The organism is Stutzerimonas sp. (assembly GCF_982611455.1).
On the sequence record NZ_CEXBBO010000031.1, the window covers coordinates 1 to 18578 of the forward strand.

Sequence of the window (18578 nt, forward strand, 5' to 3'; positions counted from 1 at the left end):
AGTTTTCAGTCGGCAGAACAGCCTCTACTGGGTCAGTTTTCGGTCAGCGGCAACATACGTCTATAAGTTCGTCCCCAGCGGGCGTTACGTGCCCGGTGCCGATCAGGCCAACCGTCAGCTGCTGGACAGCGGCATTCTCTACGTGGCGCGTTTCAATGCTGACGGCAACGGCGAGTGGCTGGCGCTGGTTCACGGCCAGAACGGCCTGACTGTCGCAAATGGCTTCGCCGACCAGGCTGAAGTGCTACTCAATGCCCGCGCTGCTGCTGACCAGGCCGGCGCGACGCCCATGGACCGGCCGGAATGGGTGGCGGTGCACCCGCGAAGCCGCGAGGTCTACGTGACCCTCACTAACAATGACGGTCGCGGTAAAAAGCAGCCCACCGACAAGGCCAACCCACGACCGAACAACCTGCACGGACAAATCCTGCGCTGGAACGAGCAGGGCGCCGATCCGACCGCTACGTCCTTCACTTGGGAGATCTTTCTATTGGCCGGCGAGCGGCCAGGCGCCAAAGATGCGGAGGGCCAGCCGGTGCCGGCCAACCTCACCGGCACTATCGATGGCGATATCTTTTCCTCGCCGGACGGCGTGGCGTTCGATGGCGCTGGCAGGCTGTGGATCGAGACCGACTACGGCGACGAGGAAGTAGTGATGCAGGCCATGGGCACAAACCAGCTGCTCTGCGCCAATCCCCGTACGCGTGAGGTCCGGCGCTTTCTGGTCGGCCCGCGTGGGTGCGAGATCACGGGCATCACCTGGAGCCCGGATTACCGTGCGATGTGGATCAATGTGCAGCATCCCGAACTGAGCTTCCCCGCCAGCGATGGCAAGACCCGCCCGCGCGCCTCAACCGTGCTCATCACCAAGAATGACGGTGGCGTCATCGGCACCTGAAAGCGAATCGTCCGAGCGATGGGCTAGGCTCGGAAAAGAGCCGGCTCACTGCTGAGGTGCGTCCTAAACGCGTCGATGAACGTTTCGGCAAATGCCTGGCTCTAAACATGCAGATACATTCCCTACTGCATGTAACCAAGGAGCTGGGCCATGGCAATCCCGCATTTGCGTGCTCGCGTATCCCTCGCCGTATTCGTCGCTTGTGTTCCGGCAGTCAGTCAGGCTGACCTGTATTCCTTGAAGATCGAAAACGATGTCATCGCCACCGGCAATGATGGCCACTACACCAACGGCTTCGAGTTGATGCGCTCATTCAAGCCCGACGCTGATCACTGGTCGCGCCGGTTCGCCGATGTGCTGCCGGGCTGGAGCGCGGACGATGTGGACAATGTCGCCTACCGGCTGGGTCATCAGATCTACACGCCAAACGATATCGAGCGAGCTGAACTGATCGAAGACGATCGGCCTTATGCGGGTTTGCTGTTCGCCGGGATGTCTATTTTCTCGGATGACCAGCACGACGGTTGGCGCGGTGCCAGCGGTTTGCATCTGGACGCTGGCATCGTCGGGCCTGCCGCCGGTGGCAAGAAAATACAGCGCAGGGTCCATGAGATCACCGACAGCGACGAGCCTCGCGGCTGGGACAATCAGTTACGCAACGAGCCCTTCGTCAACCTAGCCTATCAGCATCGCTGGTGGCTGCAGCAACGTTTTGCCGGGCTGGAGTTCGAGTATGGGCCGAGCGCCGGCTTCTCACTGGGTAATCTCTACACCTACGGTTCTGCTGGGCTGGGGCTGCGCATCGGCCAAGGGTTGGCGCGCAGCTTCAGCATCCCAGCGGTAGCACCCGCGCAGAGCGGCAGCATGTTCTTCGACCAAGGCGGCGGGTTCGCCTGGAGCCTGTTCGCCAACGTGGAAGGGCGCTACATGGCGCAGAATATGCTGCTGGAAGGCAATACGTTCAAGAGCAGCCATTCAGTAGACCCACGCGAATGGGTCGGGGATGCCAAGGCTGGGGTGGCATTGACCTGGAACAGCTGGCAGTTGGCGTTTGCCAGTGTCTGGCGGACCCGGGAATTCAACGGCCAGGATGAGCATGATCAGTTCGGCTCGTTGACGGTCTCGACCTGGTTTTGACGGGCGTTCGAGTAGGGTGGATGACGTTTCATCGATCCACCAAGCCAAGGCCTGGTGGATGTAAAAACGACATCCACCTATGCCTTGGATTTCCTCATGTCGGATCGCGAACTCTTGAGTCGCGTTCGGCAGGGCGCGTATCCGCGTTCTACTTCTTCACCCAGTTGCCATTGAGCTGGATGATTTGCCCCGACGGGGTTTTCTCCAGGGCCTTCTTGCCGGCGATGGCTTCGACATCGCTTACGCTGATGCCGTTCTTCTGCGCCAGGCGATGGTATTCGGCGCGGCGTGCCTGGTTGATCTGGCTGGCAATATCCTCGGCTTGGCCGCCGGGCTGCACCACACCGAGGTAGCCATCGGGCTTCTCGCCGAGCTGGCCGCTGGCCTTGGCCAGGCCAAGTGCGGACATGGCTTCGTTGAGCGACATGGCGACGGCGGGCAGAGCCAGGCAAAGCGCCAGGAACAGGGTTCCGAGTTTCAGATAGGTTTTCATAACATTCCTTCAGAGCGACGGGCTCAGAACAGGCCGCTGTCTTCGTTGATGATTGAGTCGAGCTGCTTGTCGACCTTGATATAGATCTCGTGCTCGATTTTTACGTTGAGATTGATGTTGATCGGCTCGTTGGGCACGGCCAGTTCCACTCTCGGGGTGCAGGCGCTGGCAAGCAGGGCCAGCGCCAGAATGCTGATCGGATGGCGCAACCGCATGACGGTTTCTCCTGTTCGGGTTGTCGCTACAGTGCCTCATCTGAGGCGCTCCTGCACGCGTCGTTGAATGGTTTCGCTGACCCGATCGGACAATTGCAGGCTGGTCAGCAGCGCGGGAATGTCTTCTTCAAGATTGATCGAAAAGTTGATCGGTCGCCCGCCTTCCAACGCGGGATTTCGGCCGTGCAGCTTCAACCCGAGGTCTAGCGTGCCGTCGGCGGCGTATTGCACGTCGCTGGCGAGCAGGTCGTAGTGAAAGTCATCCAGCGCTTCGGTTACCAGACGCATCGCCGGATTGGACTGGCCCAGCGCCTGAATCTTCGCTGAGCGGAACTGCAGGACGCCGCCTGGCTCGCGCGCTTGCAGCGAGCCCTGTTCGATGCTCACGCCTGCCTCGTTGCGTAGTAATTGCAGCTCTCCGTCGATTACGCCGGTGCCTGAAAGGCCTTCGGTGGGGTAGGCCTCGAGCAATAACGGCAACTGCAAACCGCGTAGATGAGCCGTCAGCTGTTGCTCGTTGGCGGCCAGATCGGCAGCGCCGGGGTCCAGCCAGAGCCTACCGCCCAGCAGCTGGACTTCAGCGGTGGTCCAGGCAAGGCGGCCTCGGTCGAGACGCTCCAGGTTGCCGGCGTATTCACCGTTGAAGCGCAATGGACCGAAGGTGAAGCCGGGGTTGGCCTGCAGCAGGGTCAGTTCTTGTATGTCCAGCCGCAACTGATTGCGCTGCAATGCCAGCGCCAGGCTGGCGTCGAGTCCGCTCAGCTCGGTGCGGTCGTAAATGCCACCGAGGCCCTTGGCTGTGAGCGTCGCCGTGGCGGTTGGCGGTCCGCTGGCAGGCACATCGAGTTGCCCTTGAGCCTGTAAGCGGCCGGTGTTCAGCTCCAGCACTTGCGGCCAGCCAGCGAGGGTAGCGGCGAGCGGATTGCCTGCACGCAGGAATAGCTCTGGAAGCTTGGCGTCCAGGCGGATCGCGCCGCTGGCCCAGTTGCGCGTGAGTGTGAGTGGGAGAGTCAGCCCAGCATCGTTGTCCAGCGACCCATCGAGCGAAATCCGTTCGCGATCGCCGTTGAGCGTGCCGCTCCAGCGCCAACCCTGCGGACGCAGTGATGACTGGCGGAGCTTGGCCACGTTCACCGCGGCGCGCCCGTCGATCAGCAGCCTTTGTAGCTGTTGTTCAGCAAGGCTCGCCTCAAGGCCGATACCGGCCATATCCAATTGCAGCTTTTCCGCCGTGATCGCTGTCCCGCTCGACAGGCTACCCAGCGTGAGCTGCGAGCCATTGTCGAGCCGAACGACAACCTTCTCTTCAGAGGCGCGGCAGCTAAGGCGCAGGTCGGCTTTCAGGTCTGTCATTGCAATGTCCTGCAGTGACAGCGCGGGGCTTCGCAAGCTCAAGCGGGTCTGCTCGAAAGCCACGGCAAACGGCGCGGTGGTTTTGAACATGAGCTGTGCATCGAGCGTAACGGGGGAGGGGCCGCGAGCGGTCAGCTGGATCTTCAATGGCAGCGTTGAAGCCGACTCGCTTGCCGGGCCCGGCGTAACGACCAAACGAACATCGGCAGGCCTCAGTTGGGCTGGCAGTTCGCCGATCAGCGCGGCGGTGGGCTGCAATTGCATATCCGCCGCGAGTGCCGTCGGGATCCAGCTACCGCGGTCGACTTTGGCGGTCAGATCCAGCTGGCCCTGCAGCTGGCCGAGCTCCGCTATAGGCCAGGGCGCAGGAAGATTTGCGGACAGCCGAAAGTCGCCTTCCAAGGCTTTCCAGCCGCCTCCAAGGGCGTTTCCGTCGACGTATAACGCCCAACCGGCACCGATGCGCATCTGCTCGGGCAACTGGGGCAACTGGGGCAGCGGCGGTGGCGCGTAGTCCGACCATTCGGCTAGCCATTCCAGCAGCCATGGCGCTTCGGGTAATTCACTCATGGCCAGACTGCCACGCCACCGTGTTGCGCTGCCCTCCGGTGTCAGCTGGTTTTGCATGGTCAGGCGCTGTTGGCCGTCCAGCTGCAGCTGGAAACTCACATGGGTTTCATCGTCTTGTTCGTATGCATCAGCCAGCAGCGCCAGGCGATGCGTGTTGCGCTGCAGCTGCACGCTCACCTCGGCTGGCAGCGCCTGTTTGCCGGCATGCTGCCACTGCATTTGACCCTGTTCTCGGCACGTGCCGCTTGTGCAAGGCAGGACCAGGGCGAGCGAGGCGATGTGGCCCTGCCGGGGAATCCAGGTTGCCCAGCGCTCGAGTTGCGCGCGACCGGGCAACGCGAGTGGCTCATCCTCGCTTACATCGCTGTCGTCCGGTGCCGGCTGCCACTGAGCTTCGAGATGATCGATGCTGAGCGACCGAAGCGGCAACGGTTGCCACCAGGAATCGACGTCGAGTTGCAGGCCGTTGACTCTCAGCGCAAGCCGTTCGTCGGCGACTGCCTGCTGGATAACGACAATTTGTCGCACCGAGAGGCTAGCAGCCGACAGGCGCAAACCGCTGACATCGAACGCGACGATGCCGTGTTCGCGTTTGAACTGCAGCCAGCGAAATCCACCGTAGACACCGGCGCCTACGGTGAGCAGAAGCACGCCCACGACCGCCCAGAGCAGGAGTTCCCGCCGCTTCGTCATAGCCCTTCCCGTTGTGTTCAACGTGCAAGCATAAGCGGGTCGATGCGCGCATGCGACGTGCCTTGAGTCGGTGCAGCCGACGACTGGTCATGTTCTGAAAAGTTCCAGAACTGACCGCATAAAGTCCCGCGGAAGCGCTTAGGACGGGCGGTTTGCGCTTGTTGCGCCAAACTTGTGCACATTCTGCGAAGTGTATTGTCAAGCGCTTATGACAAACTGTCGTAAACCGAGCTGGCCCATAGATCGATAATTAACTTACTGAAAAATAAGGGAAAATTTCGTTGGTGAAAAAAGCGCCAGTTTGACCTCAGGCCCCTAACCATCAGCACTAGGGAAATCTGTAACCTGTTTGCCCACAGAGTTATCCACAGCTTCTGTGGATTAATTTTTTGTGTGATCTGGATCGCGCTTTTCAGCGTTTTGCAAGACTTTAACTCTCTGAAAAAAGGAGTAGAGTGCGCGCCCTTGTCCCTCCGATGCTTTCGGTGACCATGAGAACGCGTACTCTTGCTTCGGCTTCGGTCGATAGCGCTTCATCTTCTCCACGCCTGCCATTGCGTATGGCGTTGTGGCTGCTGGACAGCCAGCGTCTAGGACAGACCCAGAGTGTCAAACGAATCGCTGGTCGGCTGCTCAAGCAGCCAGCGCTGGAAGGCGTGGTCGAAGCGCAGAGCCGCCTGGGGCGATTGCTCTGTAATGATTGCGACAGCCAACGTGACCGCCGTATCGGTCTCGAGCTGCTGCGTCAGGCGGCGCGTGCCGGTGACTGCCAGGCGCAACTGGAACTCGGCCAGCTGTATTGCCAGCCCAAGCACCGCGAGCTGCGCAAGGCCAGGCACTGGCTGGAGCAGGCTGCGGCGCAAGGCTCTGCCGAAGCCTCGCGAGTGCTACAGCGGCTACAGGCCAAGCGCTAGGCAGACAAAACCTGCATCCAGCGCGGTAGACGGTCTGGACTGACCGGAAGGGCCTCGCTGGCTATACTGCCCGGCAATTCAGCCGGAGCAGCCCATGCCTCTCGATCCAACCTATCTGCTTGCCGGGCTCGGTGCCCTTTGTCTGGTATTGATCGCGACAGCGGCAGTGTTGCAGCGGCGGCTATCCCAGCGACAGGCCGAGCTGGCGCTGCTGGACGAGCGCCTGAGCCAGGCCGTCATGGCTCAGGAAGGCCTTAGCGCACAACTGGAAACCAGTCGTCAGGAACACGCCGACCTCGCGGAAACCCGCGCCGCGCTACAGGCCGAATTGGCCGCCTTGCGACGGGAGACCGAGTGGCTGCAGGCTCAGCGGCTGGAAACCCGTGAAACCCTCGACGATCTGCGGGCCGAGCGCGATGCTCAGCAGGCCGAACTGCGCGCGCTGAGCGCAACCCACGCGGCGGTCAGCGCCGAACTGAACGAACAGCGGAAGACTCACGATCAGCGTCTGGAAGATCTCCAGGGCGCCCGTGACGAACTGCGCGCGCAGTTCGCCGAACTGGCCGGAAAGATCTTCGAGGAGCGCGAGCAGCGTTTCGCCGAGGCCAGTCACGAGCGCCTGGGGCAATTGCTCGACCCGTTGAAAGAGCGCATCCAATCATTCGAAAAACGCGTCGAGGAGAGCTACCAGAACGAAGCCCGCGAGCGGTTTTCGCTGGCAAAGGAGCTGGAACGGCTGCAACAGCTGAACCAGCGACTGGGCGACGAGGCGACCAACCTGACCCGTGCCCTGCAAGGACAGAAAACCCAGGGCAACTGGGGCGAGCTGATTCTCGAGCGAGTGCTGGAGCACGCTGGGCTGGAGAAGGGCCGTGAATACCACACGCAGGTCAGCCTCAGGAGCGCCGATGGCGAGCGCTTCCAGCCGGACGTACTGATTCAGCTACCGGGCGACAAACAGGTCGTCGTGGATGCAAAAGTCAGCCTGACGGCGTATCAGGCGCTGGCTTGCGCCGAAGATGAAGGCAGTCGCGCGCTGGCGCTCAAACAGCATGTGCTGTCGTTGCGTAACCACCTGAAGGGTCTGTCGCTGAAGGACTATCAACGCCTCGAAGGCCTGCAAAGCCTGGATTTCGTGCTGCTCTTTGTGCCTATAGAAGCCGCCTTCGCAGCAGCGCTACAGGCCGATCCAGAGCTGTTTCAAGAGGCGTATGCCAAGCACATCGTGATCGTCAGCCCAACCACCTTGCTCGCCACGCTGCGGGTGATCGACAGCCTTTGGCGGCAGGAGCGGCAAAGCCAGAATGCCCGTGAAATCGCCGAACGGGCAGGGGCGCTTTACGACAAGTTCGCGGCGTTCATTCAAGACCTGGATGAAATCGGCACTCGCCTGCAGCAACTGGACAAGGCCTATCTCGGCGCGCGCAACAAGCTCACCGATGGGCGCGGCAATCTGGTCGGTCGCGCCGAACAGCTCAAGCTGCTGGGCGCGCGTGCGAGCAAACGGCTGCCCGCCGACTGGCTCGAGCGGGCCGGTGCCGAAACACCGCTGGAAGAGGCGGGGGAATAGCCGATCGTGATTGGGCGTGTGCAAGCGACGCCAGCCAGGCGTGGGAGGCCCGCCCCGGGGCGAAGCTTTGGCTTTTTGCGCTGGTTAAGCGCGCTTTCGCCGCGAGGGCGCGCCTCCTACGAAAGCGGATCGGCGCGGAGCAGCGGCATTTTGCTCAATGCAACGGCACATGCCGGCTCATCAAGGCGCGTAGCGCGGCCGGCTTGACCGGTTTGGCGAGGAAGTCCAGGCCGGTCGCGTGTATCGCCGCAATCAGCTCCGGGCGGCCATCGGCGCTGATCACCACGCCGGGCACCGGCTCGCCGAGGCGCGTACGCAGCCAGGCCATCAATTCCGAACCGGTGTCGCCATGGTCCAGGTGATAGTCGACCAGCACCAGCTGCGGCCTCACGTCCTCCTTGATCAACGTCTCGCAATCGGCCCGGTTGCTGGCCGTCCAGACTTGGCAGCCCCAGCGTGACAACAGGCTATGCATGCCAACCAGGATGCTGTCCTCGTTGTCGATGCACAGCACCTGAATCCCGGTCAGCGCCGTTTGTGGCGCTTCGCCTTTGCCATTGCCTTTCACCTGCCGGCTCACATTATTTGCGATCGGCACGGTCACGCTGAACACGCTGCCTTTACCGGGCTGAGAGCGCACCGCCAGCGGGTGGTCGAGGACCTGGCAGAAGCCATCAGCGATCGCCAGGCCCAGCCCCAGGCCTTTCTCGGCGCGGGTCTGGTGGCTGTCCAGGCGTTTGAATTCCTCGAAGATCACCTGCAGTTTGTCCTCGGCGATGCCCGGGCCGCGGTCCCAGACTTCCAGGCGCAGCGACGCGCCCTGGCGCCGCACGCCCAGCACCACGTGTCCCTTGGCATAGCGGAAGGCATTGGTGAGGAAGTTCTGCAGCACCCGGCGCAGCAACCGAATGTCGCTGTCGACCCGCAACCGGCTGCCATGCACCCGGAAGTCAACGCCCTGCTCAGCGGCCAGCATCGTGAACTCGGTGCTCAGGGTGTCGAACAGGGTTGCGAGCGGGAAGGGGTTGCGGTCCGGAGTGATGCGACCGTTCTCCAGGCGCGAAATATCCAGCAGGTCGGAAATCAAATCCTCGGCCGAGCGCAGCGAGCTGTCCAGGTGACGAACGAGATCCTGCGCTTCGCGCGGCAGGGCCTCTTGCTGGTGCGACAGGGCCGCGGAGAACAGCCGCGCGGCGTTCAATGGTTGCATCAGGTCATGGCTGACTGCTGCCAGAAAACGCGTCTTCGACTGGCTGGCAGCCTCGGCGGTGCTCTTGGCTTCGGTCAGCGCCTTGTTCAGCTCCGACAGTTCCTGGGTCCGCTCGGTGACGCGCTGCTCCAGGCCTTCGTTGGCATCTTTCAGGGCGCGTTCGGCCTCGCGGAAGGCGGTGATGTCACTGAAACTCATGACGAAGCCGCCGCCCGGCATCGGGTTGCCGATCAGTTCGACCACCCGGCCGTTGGGAAACAGTCGCTCGGAGGTATGCGCGCGGCCTTGGCGCATCCAGTGCAACCGTTTGGCCACGTGGGTATCCGCATCGCCGGGACCGCAAAGTCCGCGTTCGGCGTTGTAGCGAATCACATCGGCAATCGGCCGGCCGATGTAGACCAGCTCATCCGGGTACTCGAACATCTCCAGATAGCGATGGTTCCAGGCCACCAGTCGCAGCGACTGATCGACCACACTGATGCCCTGGGTGATGTTCTCGATCGCGCCCTGCAGCAGGGCACGGTTGAACTGCAGCACCTCGGAAGCCTCGCCGACGATGCGCACCACGTCATCGACTTGCATGTCGCGACCTTCCAGCGCGGACTTGACCACGGCGCGGGTCGAGGAGGCGCCCAGCACACCGGCCAGCAGACGCTCGGTATGGGCAATCCACTGACCATCGGCCTGCTGCTTGGGCGAATAGTCATGGCCGTGGCGACGGGCGAAGCGCTGGAAGCTGATTTCAGCGCGCTCTGCACCGACGAAGCGCGAGGCCAGCGACAACAGATCTTCGACCTGTACCGCCAGCAGACGGCGGGTGCTGGCAGTCGAATGAATTTCCTGGCCGATGAAGCGGCTGGCCTGCCAGTGTTCGGCCACGCGGGTTTGCGACAGGATCGAGACCCAGAAGAACAAAGTCGCATTGCCTACCAGGGACAGCATCACGCCCAAGGTCAGGGCGCTGGTGTTGAATGGCAGGTCGGTGCTGTACAGCCACTGCAGGCCGGGGAACATCTCCAGCGGCCAGCCGAGCAGCGGCAGGATCAGCGTGTAGACCCAAATCATCGCGCCGGCGGCGAGGCCGGCAAACACACCGCGGCGGTTGGCCTGCTTCCAATACAATGCACCGACCATCGCCGGCGCCAACTGGGTCAGCGCGGCGAAGGCAATCTGGCCGATAGTCGCCAGGCTCGCGCTGGAGCCGAGCAGGCGGTAGCTGACGTAGGCCAGCAGCAGGATCGCGACGATGCTGATGCGGCGCACCGACAGCATCCAGTGGCGGAATTCCTCGAACGGCTGCTCGGCTTCATTGCGACGCAGCAGCCAGGGCAGCAGCATGTCGTTGGACACCATGGTCGACAACGCCACGCTGGCGACGATGACCATGCCGGTCGCAGCCGACGCGCCACCGATGAAGGCCAGCAATGCCAGCGCCGGATGCGCTTCTGCCAGTGGCAAGCTGATCACGAAGGAGTCGGGACTGACCCCGCCCGGCAGCAGCATCTGCCCGGCCAGGGCGATCGGAATGACGAACACTACCGCCAGCACCAGATACAGCGGGAATACCCAGCGCGCCAGGCGGAAGTCGCGCGGCTCGATGTTCTCCACCACGGTTACGTGAAACTGCCGGGGCAGGCAGACGATGGCCATCAGCGCTACGCAGGTCTGCACCAGCATCGCCGGCCAATTCACCGTCTCTTCCCAGAACCCTGTCAGTTCCGAGGAATCGTAAGCCTGATTGAACAGATCGCCGAAGCCGTCATACAGACCGAATGTGACGAAGGCGCCGACCGCCATGAAGGCGAACAGCTTGACCAGGGACTCGAAGGCAATCGCCAGCACCATGCCACGATGGTGCTCGGTGACATCCAGATTGCGCGTGCCGAACAGCACCGTGAACAGCGCCAGCACCACGGACACGATCAGTGCCGTGTCCTGCGTGCCGGAGCCGGCGACAGCTTCGCTGTGCTTGCCGATCAGCAGATTCACACCGAGCACGATGCCCTTGAGCTGCAGGGCAATGTAGGGCAGCACGCCGACCAGGCAGATCAGCGTCACCACCACCGCCAATGGCTGCGACTTGCCGTAACGCGCGGCAATGAAGTCGGCGATGGAGGTAATGTTCTCCTGCTTGCTGATCATGATCGTTTTCTGGATCACCTGAGGCGCCAGCAGCATCAGCAGGATCGGCCCGAGGTAGATCGGCAGGAAGGACCACAGCTGTTCGGCCGCCTGGCCGACGGCGCCGAAGAAAGTCCAGCTGGTGCAATAGACCGCCAGCGACAAGCTATAGACCCAGGCGCGCACACGCGGCGACATCTGCGCGCGGTTACGATCGCCGTAAAAGGCGATGGCAAACAGCACGGCCATATAAGTGAAGGCGACCAGCGCGATCAGCCCACCGGACAACAACATGCGAACTCCAGACAGCAAATAAAGCGGCGGCTTCCATCCGCCCGGTCGCTTGGACGGGTCGGGCATGCCGAGCCTGGCGGCGCTCAAGTAATGGTCGGTACAGGCAGGGCAATCGCGTCGTTTGTGCTGATTAGGCTCAGCCGGTGCGATACACCTGTTCAGGACCGGGATTATCGCTCGGGCGACAGTTCATGCTCGGCAGGTTTCGGATAACCGGAGGCTGCCGCTAGTGATAGATGAATTTGCAAAGTTTCGCAGTAAAAAAGGTCCGCGTGTTGCGGCTGCGACCATGGTCGCATGAGGCTGGTGGTCGCAGAGGAAACCGACGAAAGTACCGTCCTACAATGGCTCGACTGGCTCGGCGGATGGCATGCGGGGACGGTGGGTCTGTCCCCGCCGCGGTCATTGCACGCCGCCCCGACGTCGAACCGGCCACGGCGAGTTTGCCGCGTTGGGCACTTCCCGCCTGCACAACGATCACAACAGCGTCCCATCCGCCCGTTCAGGAGAGTATCGATGTTCACGCCGCGCCCGGTCACTTTGCAGAGGGGAGCCTTGCGTCTGGATCCGCTCGCAGAAACCGATATTTCGGCCCTGGTAGATCTCGCCGACCGGAACCGCGACGAGTTGATCTACCTCAACGGGCCGCTACGCCCGGATTGGTATCGCTTCGCCCTCAATGAACAACGCGAAGGGCGCTCGGTGGCGTTCACGCTGCGCGTGGCCGATCGCATTGTCGGGACTACCCGCTTTGCCGATTTCAACCCGCTGCTGCCGGCTGGCGAACTCGGCTGGACCTGGCTGGACAAGGCCGAGCACGGCAGCGGCCTGAATACCTCGATCAAATACCTGTTGCTCAAGCACGCCTTCGAAGACTGGCAGCTGGTGCGCCTGCAACTGAAGACCGCCGCCAGCAACCTGCGCTCGCAGCGTGCCATCGAAAAGCTCGGCGCCCAGCGCGAAGGGCTACTGCGCAACCACCGCCGTCTCGCCGATGGCCGCCTGGATGACACGGTGCTTTACAGCATCACCGACCGCGAGTGGCCGGCAGTCAAGAGTGCGTTGGAGGCGCGGGCGAGCGGTTGATTCGTCAGAATCGTGCCGGCTCGGTTGATTGGTTTCGCTTCGCTCTACGCCATCCGACGAACAGGTTTTTCGGTTGGACTGTTGATGGCAACGATCTTCGTCGCCGAAGCGAATCGGCAACCTTGAGGCATAACAAACTCGCTTTTACTCCCTCTCCCTCCGGGAGAGGGCTGGGGGTGAGGGACGGCGCGCGTCATGACCGATTGATGGGTTTCGCTTCGCTCTACGCCATCCTACGACAAGTTTTCGGTTGGACTGTTGATGGCAACGATGCTCGTCGCCGAAGCGAATCGGCAACCTTGAGGCATAACAAACTCGCTTTTTTACTCCCTCTCCCTCCGGGAGAGGGCTGGGGTGAGGGAAAGCGGCTCCGGCCCTGCTCACTAATCCCACGAGAAGCACGCCCCGTCGCCCTGGGACCTCAACATAAGGTAATGTCTGTCGCCTCCCGGGGAAGTCCGTCCCGCGGTCATCAGCTCGTCTTTAAAGTTCTACGCTCCGGCCGCGATGGCGGCGCGTAGCTCGTCATCGTTTGTGGTGCAGGCCTAAGGAGCCCCGATGTCCCGCTCGCAAGAGTTCTTGCACGGTTGCCGCGATATCCTCCCGCTGATCGTCGGCGCCATTCCGTTTGGCATCATTTTCGGCACGCTTTCGATCGGCGCCGGGCTTTCCACCTGGCAGACCATGGGCATGTCGGCGCTGGTATTCGCCGGCTCCGCACAATTCATTGCAATCACCCTGATTACTGGCGGGGTCGGCGCGGCCGTGGTGCTGCTGACCACCTTCGTGGTCAACCTGCGCCATGCGCTTTATAGCGCCGCGCTGCAACCTTTCGTGCGGCATCTGCCGAGCCGTTGGCGGGTGCCGTTGGCCTTCTGGCTGACGGATGAGGCCTTCGCCGTGATTCAGCATCGCTACGCCAGCGATGACGCCTCGCCGCACAAGCACTGGTTCTTCCTTGGCGCGGCGTTGACCATGTACCTGAGCTGGCAATTGGCGACGCTGGCCGGTATCGCCTTCGGCCAGGCCGTGCCGAACGTGGCCAGTTGGGGCCTGGATTTCGCCATGATCGCGACCTTCATCGGCATCGCCGTACCGATGATGCGGACCCGCCCGCAGGTGGCTTCGGCGTTGGTCGCCGGGGCCGTGGCGCTGCTGACCTGGGAGCTGCCTTACAAGCTTGGCCTGATTGCCGCGGCACTGGCTGGAATCGTTGTCGGCGTCTATCTAGAGCAGCGGGCCGAGCGTCAGCTGAATCGGGAGGCGCACTGATGCAGACCTGGCTGTTGATCCTCGGCATGCTGGCGATCACCTTCATGATCCGTTACAGCTTTTTCGCCTGGCCCAACCTGCGCTTCCCGCGGCTGGTGGAACAGGGGCTGCACTACGTGCCGGTCGCCGTGCTGACCGCCATCGTAGTGCCGGGCATGCTGATGCCCGAGGGCGAATGGGCGCTGGACTGGCGTAATGCGTACTTGTTGGCCGGTGTGCTGGCAATCCTCATCGCTGCGGTCAGCCGCAACCTGCTCGCGACCATTGCTGGCGGGCTGTTGAGCTTCTTTCTATTGCGCTGGGCGTTCGGACAGCTGCCGCTGTGATGGGCCGCCCAGCACGCCGTTCGAAAGCGACCACGATGTGTCGTCCGACGGCCTGCCACGCTCCAAGAGAAACTGTCTTTTCCATGGAACCGGATCGATGACCACTCATTCGCAGTTCACGCTGTTCGGCAAGCGGCGCTTCCTGCCGTTCTTCTTGACCCAGTTGTCAGGCGCCTTCAACGACAATCTGTTCAAGCAGGCATTGATACTGGCGATCCTCTACAAAATCGGCTCGAACGCCGATGCCAGCCTGCTGATCAACCTGTGTGCGCTGCTATTCATCTTGCCGTTCTTCCTGTTTTCGGCACTGGGCGGGCAGATGGGCGAGAAATTCGCCAAGGAGCGCCTGATTCGTGCGATCAAGGCCGGTGAGATCTTCATCATGCTTGCCGGGGCGGCGGGCATGCTGTTGGGCAACCTTCCGTTGCTGCTGGTCGTGCTGTTTTGCATGGGCACCCAGTCGGCGCTGTTCGGGCCAGTCAAATATTCCGTATTGCCCAAATTGCTGAAGGATCACGAGCTGGTTGGCGGCAACGCACTGGTGGAAATGGGCACCTTTCTGGCGATTCTCGCCGGAACCATAACGGCTGGCGTGATGATGGCCAGCGAGGGTTATGCTCAGTTGATTGCCGGCAGTGTCGTGCTGGTGGCAATCGCCGGGTACCTCGCCAGCCGCGGGGTACCCGCAACCGGCGCCTCTCTACCGTCCTTGCAGATGGACTGGAACCTGTTTCGTCAGACTGGCGCGATTTTGCGCATGGGGCTGGGGCAGCGCCTCTCGGTGTCGCGGTCGCTGATCGGTAACTCATGGTTCTGGTTTCTCGGTGCGACCTACCTGACCCAGATCCCGGCCTATTCAAAGGATCTACTGCATGGCGATGAAACCGTCGTCACGCTGATCCTGACCATCTTCTCGGTGGGCATCGCCCTCGGCTCGCTGCTCTGCGAACGCCTTTCCGGACATAAAGTGGAAATCGGCCTGGTGCCGTTCGGCTCCTTTGGTCTCACGCTGTTCGGCCTCTTGCTGTGGTGGCATTCGGGCGGATTCCCGCAGGGTGCGGCGCCCCACGATTGGCTGCAATTGCTGAGCTTCGCGCAGGCCTGGTGGATTCTCGCGTCGGTGCTCGGGATCGGTGTGTTCGGCGGCTTCTATATCGTGCCGCTGTATGCGCTGATTCAGTCGCGCACCGCCGAGCAGGAGCGGGCGCGGGTGGTGGCGGCTAACAACATCCTCAACGCGCTGTTCATGGTCACCTCGGCTCTGGTGGCCATCCTGTTGCTGAGCGTCACGGGGCTGTCGATTCCGCAGCTGTTTCTCGTCGTGTCGCTGATGAACGTGGCGGTAAGCGCGTATATCTTCAGCATCGTGCCGGAATTCAGCATGCGCTTTCTGGTGTGGCTGCTCGGCCACTCCATGTACCGGGTGCGTCAGCAAGGACTCGATGCGATCCCCGAGGAAGGTCCAGCGGTGCTGGTCTGCAACCATGTGTCATTTGTCGATGCGCTGCTGATCGCCGGAGCGGTGCGCCGGCCCGTGCGCTTCGTCATGTACTACAAGATCTTCCAGATCCCGGTGCTGAATTTCATCTTTCGAACTGCGGGCGCGGTGCCCATCGCGGCGCGACACGAGGACGAAGCGATCTACACCAGGGCGTTCGAGCGCGTCAGCCACTATCTGAGCAACGGCGAAGTGGTGTGCATTTTCCCGGAAGGCAAGCTCACCGCCGATGGCGAGATTAACGAATTCAAGGCGGGGGTCGAGCGCATTCTCGAAGCGAATCCGGTGCCGGTGGTTCCGATGGCGCTGCGAGGGTTGTGGGGGAGTTTTTTCAGCCGCGATCCGGACAAAGGGTTTTTCCGTCGCATCTGGTCGAGGGTCGACCTCATCGCCAGCGCGCCCATCGCCGCGAGCGAAGCCAATCGCCAGCAGCTACAGGCGCAGGTCAGTCTGTTACGCGGCGACCGGCGCTAGGCGCAGGTCGTCGCGCCGTCTCTATTTGATCTCGATGCGTTCGAGCAGATAGGCCTTGGCGCTTGGATCGCCTACCCGTGCGGCTTCGTCGGCCAGGCGCAGGGCCCGTTCCAGGTCTTTCGCCACCAATGCCGCATCGATGCCCTGACGGTAGTAGGCCTGGGTTTCCGGCAGGACTGCCGGGGCGGGTACCGACGGCAAGTCATTGCCCATCTCGCGACCGATGCTATAGGCCGGCACATAGGTATTGGCCTGCTGGCCGGCGACCTTGTCCTCGATCAGCACCATCTTGATCACCCCGGTGGGCGAATGCTGCGCCACTGGATCGGGAAGGCTGGGCGGCTCGTTGCCCAGCGCTTTGGCGTAGGCCTTGGCCGGGTGTTCGAGCGTGGTCTGGCCCTGCATCTGGCGCTCGCCTGTGAAGAGCACCAGGTAGTACTCGTTGCCGGGGTTGTTCAGGTACGTGCGGTCGATGCGCAGGCGGGCGTCCAGGCTGTCGCCTTTCAGGCCGGACGCGGGGGCGTAGGTGAAATCATCGGCGTCGAGCAGGCGCGTGGGACGCATGCGGCTGTCGAGCAGCATCGCGCTCGGGGCCAGTACGGTCTTGCCGGCCTGGCTGTAGAGACGAATCTCGAAGGACTTGCTGTCCTTGGGCAAGGCGAAGGCACGGAAGAAGCTCTTGCCGCTGTCGAAACGGTAGGCCGGAGCCGTGGCGTCCAGCGTCACGTCACCAGAAAAATTCACCGGGATCGGTTGAAAGGGCAGGTCTTCGATCGCGTCGCAGCAGATCGGCGCACTTGCCAAAGCCTGCCGGGCGTCGCTCATGGATAGCTCAAGCGGGGCGGGCGTCTGCGCAAATGCATCCACACGACGCAGGGGGTCGCTGCCGCAACCGGTGGCCAGCACGACGGCAAGGCCAAGCAGGGAAAATCGCAGATTGCTCATGGTGATACTCCAGTCGCCAATCGAAAAAGACCCCGACCAGCCACGGTCGGGGTAAAGACACCGTCAAAAACGGTGGGAGCGGAAAGCGAGAAGCGTTGCCCAGGGCAGCGGGCGAAGCGGGAGGAGAGAGACCGCCGCACACCGCCGACACTCAGGCAATTACCACCAGGCCTCGGCCTGCACGCCGAAGGTCAGGCCGTCATCGTCACCGGCGTCGATGGATTCGCTGGCTGCCTGATAGCGGCCGCCGTCCCACTGGGCGTAGGTGGCGAATACGCGAATCTGCGGGCGGGCCCAAATGCTGCGGCCGGCTGACCACTGCTGGGCGAGGGTGAGTTTCTTCAAATCGCGGCTGCGTTCGCCATCGGCCTGCGGGTCAATGCGGTCGTAGCCGAACTCCAGTGCGGTACTCATCACGTCGTTCCACTTGTAGACCGGGCGCACGCCGAACGAGAGCCACTGCTGGCCAGAGTCGTTGTCGAAGTCGCGGTCCTCGTAGATCTGCACGTAAAGCATCTCGATGTCGTCGGTGATGCCGATCGCGCCCTGGTTGACCAGGCGGAGCATGTCTCCATCGCTGTTGCCGGTGCTGTTGCGACCGCTGCTGCCGATGATGCCATCAGTGCCGTATTGAACCGCCAGCTTGTTGTAGCCGCCGAACCAGCTGGCCTGGGTGTGTTCGAGTGTGACCAGATGGCCTTTCTGATCGGTGTAACCCGGGTCGCTCTCTTGCTCGTCGGTCAGGTTGGCCTTGCCATAGTCATAGCCGACTTCGAGCTTGCCGTTGGGGTTGACGTCGATCTCGGCCAGACGGAAGTCGAGCGTGTCGTTGGCGATGTTGGTGCCGGTACCGGAGCCCTGGTACACGTAGTCACCATCGGTATTGCGAATCCAGGCGACGCTGGCCTTGGCGAAGACCAGGTCGATGTCCTCGATACCGGCGCCAGGACCGGATACGTCCCAATAGTAGTAATCGTTGATGTGCACATCGTGGCGCTTGTAATAGCGCTTGCCGGCCCAGATATCCGCGCCGGGCAGGCTCTCGATCAGGTTGTTGCCGACCACGTTGAACTGGCGGATGGCGACATCACCCGCCTCATCGAAGGGGTGATTCGCGCCGCCGTCGGTATCGGTGCGAGTCGCTTCATAGTCGTTACCCTGACGGGAGACGTAGGCGATCATGCTGTCGACATAGAAGCTCTGCTCGCCTTCCTTCCAGACCTCCTGACCCAGGCCGATTTCGGCGTAGGTCTCGCATTCGTTGCCGAGGCGATATTTGGCCGGCGCACCCGCCGCTTGGAAGCACGCCTGGTCGCCACCACCAGCGGTTGCGCCGATACCGGAGCGCAAATAACCATGGAAATCCACCGCCTGTGAGGGCATGGCCGCCAGCAGGGCTGCGCAGAGCAGGGTGGGTTGCAGAAGACGTACGGATTGTTGCGAGTTCATCGTGAAGGTCCTTTGTTCTTGTTTTTGGTCAGGTACTGCCAGCCATGGCGCCAACATCGC

14 protein-coding genes are annotated in these 18578 nt (G+C 62.2%); 8 read left to right on the forward strand and 6 right to left on the reverse strand.

The annotated features are described in order from the left end of the window. Nucleotides 1-898, forward strand: an 898-nt coding sequence (locus tag AC2LD7_RS16980; protein WP_484598904.1) for a PhoX family protein, incomplete at its 5' end; no start/stop codon positions are given. 150 nt (nucleotides 899-1048) lie between these two features. After that, nucleotides 1049-2035, forward strand: a complete 987-nt coding sequence (locus tag AC2LD7_RS16985) for a lipid A deacylase LpxR family protein (RefSeq protein WP_484598905.1) — start codon at nucleotides 1049-1051, stop codon at nucleotides 2033-2035. 148 nt (nucleotides 2036-2183) lie between these two features. Here the strand turns inward: AC2LD7_RS16985 and AC2LD7_RS16990 are convergent, their stop codons facing one another. Genes AC2LD7_RS16990 through AC2LD7_RS17000 form a run of 3 tightly spaced genes read right to left on the reverse strand, consistent with a single transcriptional unit; the run spans nucleotide 2184 to nucleotide 5359 of the window. Further along, a complete protein-coding gene (locus AC2LD7_RS16990) occupies nucleotides 2184-2528 on the reverse strand; it encodes a YdbL family probable chaperone protein (RefSeq protein ID WP_484598906.1) in 345 nt (114 codons plus the stop codon). 23 nt (nucleotides 2529-2551) lie between these two features. Next, a complete protein-coding gene (locus AC2LD7_RS16995) occupies nucleotides 2552-2743 on the reverse strand; it encodes a YnbE family lipoprotein (protein ID WP_484598907.1) in 192 nt (63 codons plus the stop codon). Between the two features lie 36 nt (nucleotides 2744-2779). After that, complete coding sequence (locus AC2LD7_RS17000; protein ID WP_484598908.1) at nucleotides 2780-5359, reverse strand: intermembrane phospholipid transport YdbH family protein; 2580 nt, start codon at nucleotides 5357-5359, stop codon at nucleotides 2780-2782. Between the two features lie 560 nt (nucleotides 5360-5919). Between AC2LD7_RS17000 and AC2LD7_RS17005 the strand changes: the two genes are divergently transcribed. Both AC2LD7_RS17005 and AC2LD7_RS17010 read left to right on the forward strand, forming a co-directional pair. Further along, complete coding sequence (locus AC2LD7_RS17005; RefSeq protein ID WP_484598949.1) at nucleotides 5920-6273, forward strand: tetratricopeptide repeat protein; 354 nt, start codon at nucleotides 5920-5922, stop codon at nucleotides 6271-6273. 94 nt (nucleotides 6274-6367) lie between these two features. Beyond that, the gene (locus tag AC2LD7_RS17010; RefSeq protein WP_484598909.1) at nucleotides 6368-7843 is read left to right on the forward strand and encodes a DNA recombination protein RmuC; all 1476 of its coding nucleotides are present in this window, start codon (nucleotides 6368-6370) and stop codon (nucleotides 7841-7843) included. A 154-nt stretch (nucleotides 7844-7997) separates the two neighbouring features. On the opposite strand, the gene AC2LD7_RS17015 is transcribed toward AC2LD7_RS17010, so the two are convergent. Continuing rightward, nucleotides 7998-11468 carry a hybrid sensor histidine kinase/response regulator gene (locus AC2LD7_RS17015; RefSeq protein ID WP_484598910.1) on the reverse strand — a complete coding sequence of 1157 codons (3471 nt, stop codon included), beginning with the start codon at nucleotides 11466-11468 and terminating at the stop codon, nucleotides 7998-8000. Between the two features lie 516 nt (nucleotides 11469-11984). Here AC2LD7_RS17015 and AC2LD7_RS17020 point away from each other — a divergent pair. The 4 genes from AC2LD7_RS17020 (at nucleotide 11985) to AC2LD7_RS17035 (ending at nucleotide 16124) form a co-directional block, all read left to right on the forward strand. After that, entirely contained in the window at nucleotides 11985-12554 is a 570-nt protein-coding gene (locus AC2LD7_RS17020) for a GNAT family N-acetyltransferase (protein ID WP_484598911.1), read from the forward strand. Nucleotides 12555-13112: 558 nt separating this feature from the next. Further along, nucleotides 13113-13826, forward strand: a complete 714-nt coding sequence (locus tag AC2LD7_RS17025; RefSeq protein ID WP_484598912.1) for an AzlC family ABC transporter permease — start codon at nucleotides 13113-13115, stop codon at nucleotides 13824-13826. Next, nucleotides 13826-14152, forward strand: coding sequence for an AzlD domain-containing protein (locus AC2LD7_RS17030; RefSeq protein ID WP_255978881.1), 327 nt, complete (start codon nucleotides 13826-13828; stop codon nucleotides 14150-14152). Before AC2LD7_RS17025 ends, AC2LD7_RS17030 begins: the two co-directional genes overlap by 1 nt. A gap of 97 nt (nucleotides 14153-14249) precedes the next feature. After that, on the forward strand, nucleotides 14250-16124 hold the full coding sequence (locus tag AC2LD7_RS17035) for an MFS transporter (protein WP_484598913.1): 1875 nt from the start codon (nucleotides 14250-14252) through the stop codon (nucleotides 16122-16124). 21 nt (nucleotides 16125-16145) lie between these two features. Here the strand turns inward: AC2LD7_RS17035 and AC2LD7_RS17040 are convergent, their stop codons facing one another. Together AC2LD7_RS17040 and AC2LD7_RS17045 are read right to left on the reverse strand one after the other, a co-directional pair. Next, the gene (locus AC2LD7_RS17040; protein ID WP_484598914.1) at nucleotides 16146-17069 is read right to left on the reverse strand and encodes a MalM family protein; all 924 of its coding nucleotides are present in this window, start codon (nucleotides 17067-17069) and stop codon (nucleotides 16146-16148) included. A 159-nt stretch (nucleotides 17070-17228) separates the two neighbouring features. Beyond that, entirely contained in the window at nucleotides 17229-18518 is a 1290-nt protein-coding gene (locus AC2LD7_RS17045) for a maltoporin (protein ID WP_484598915.1), read from the reverse strand. Nucleotides 18519-18578: the final 60 nt, after the last annotated feature.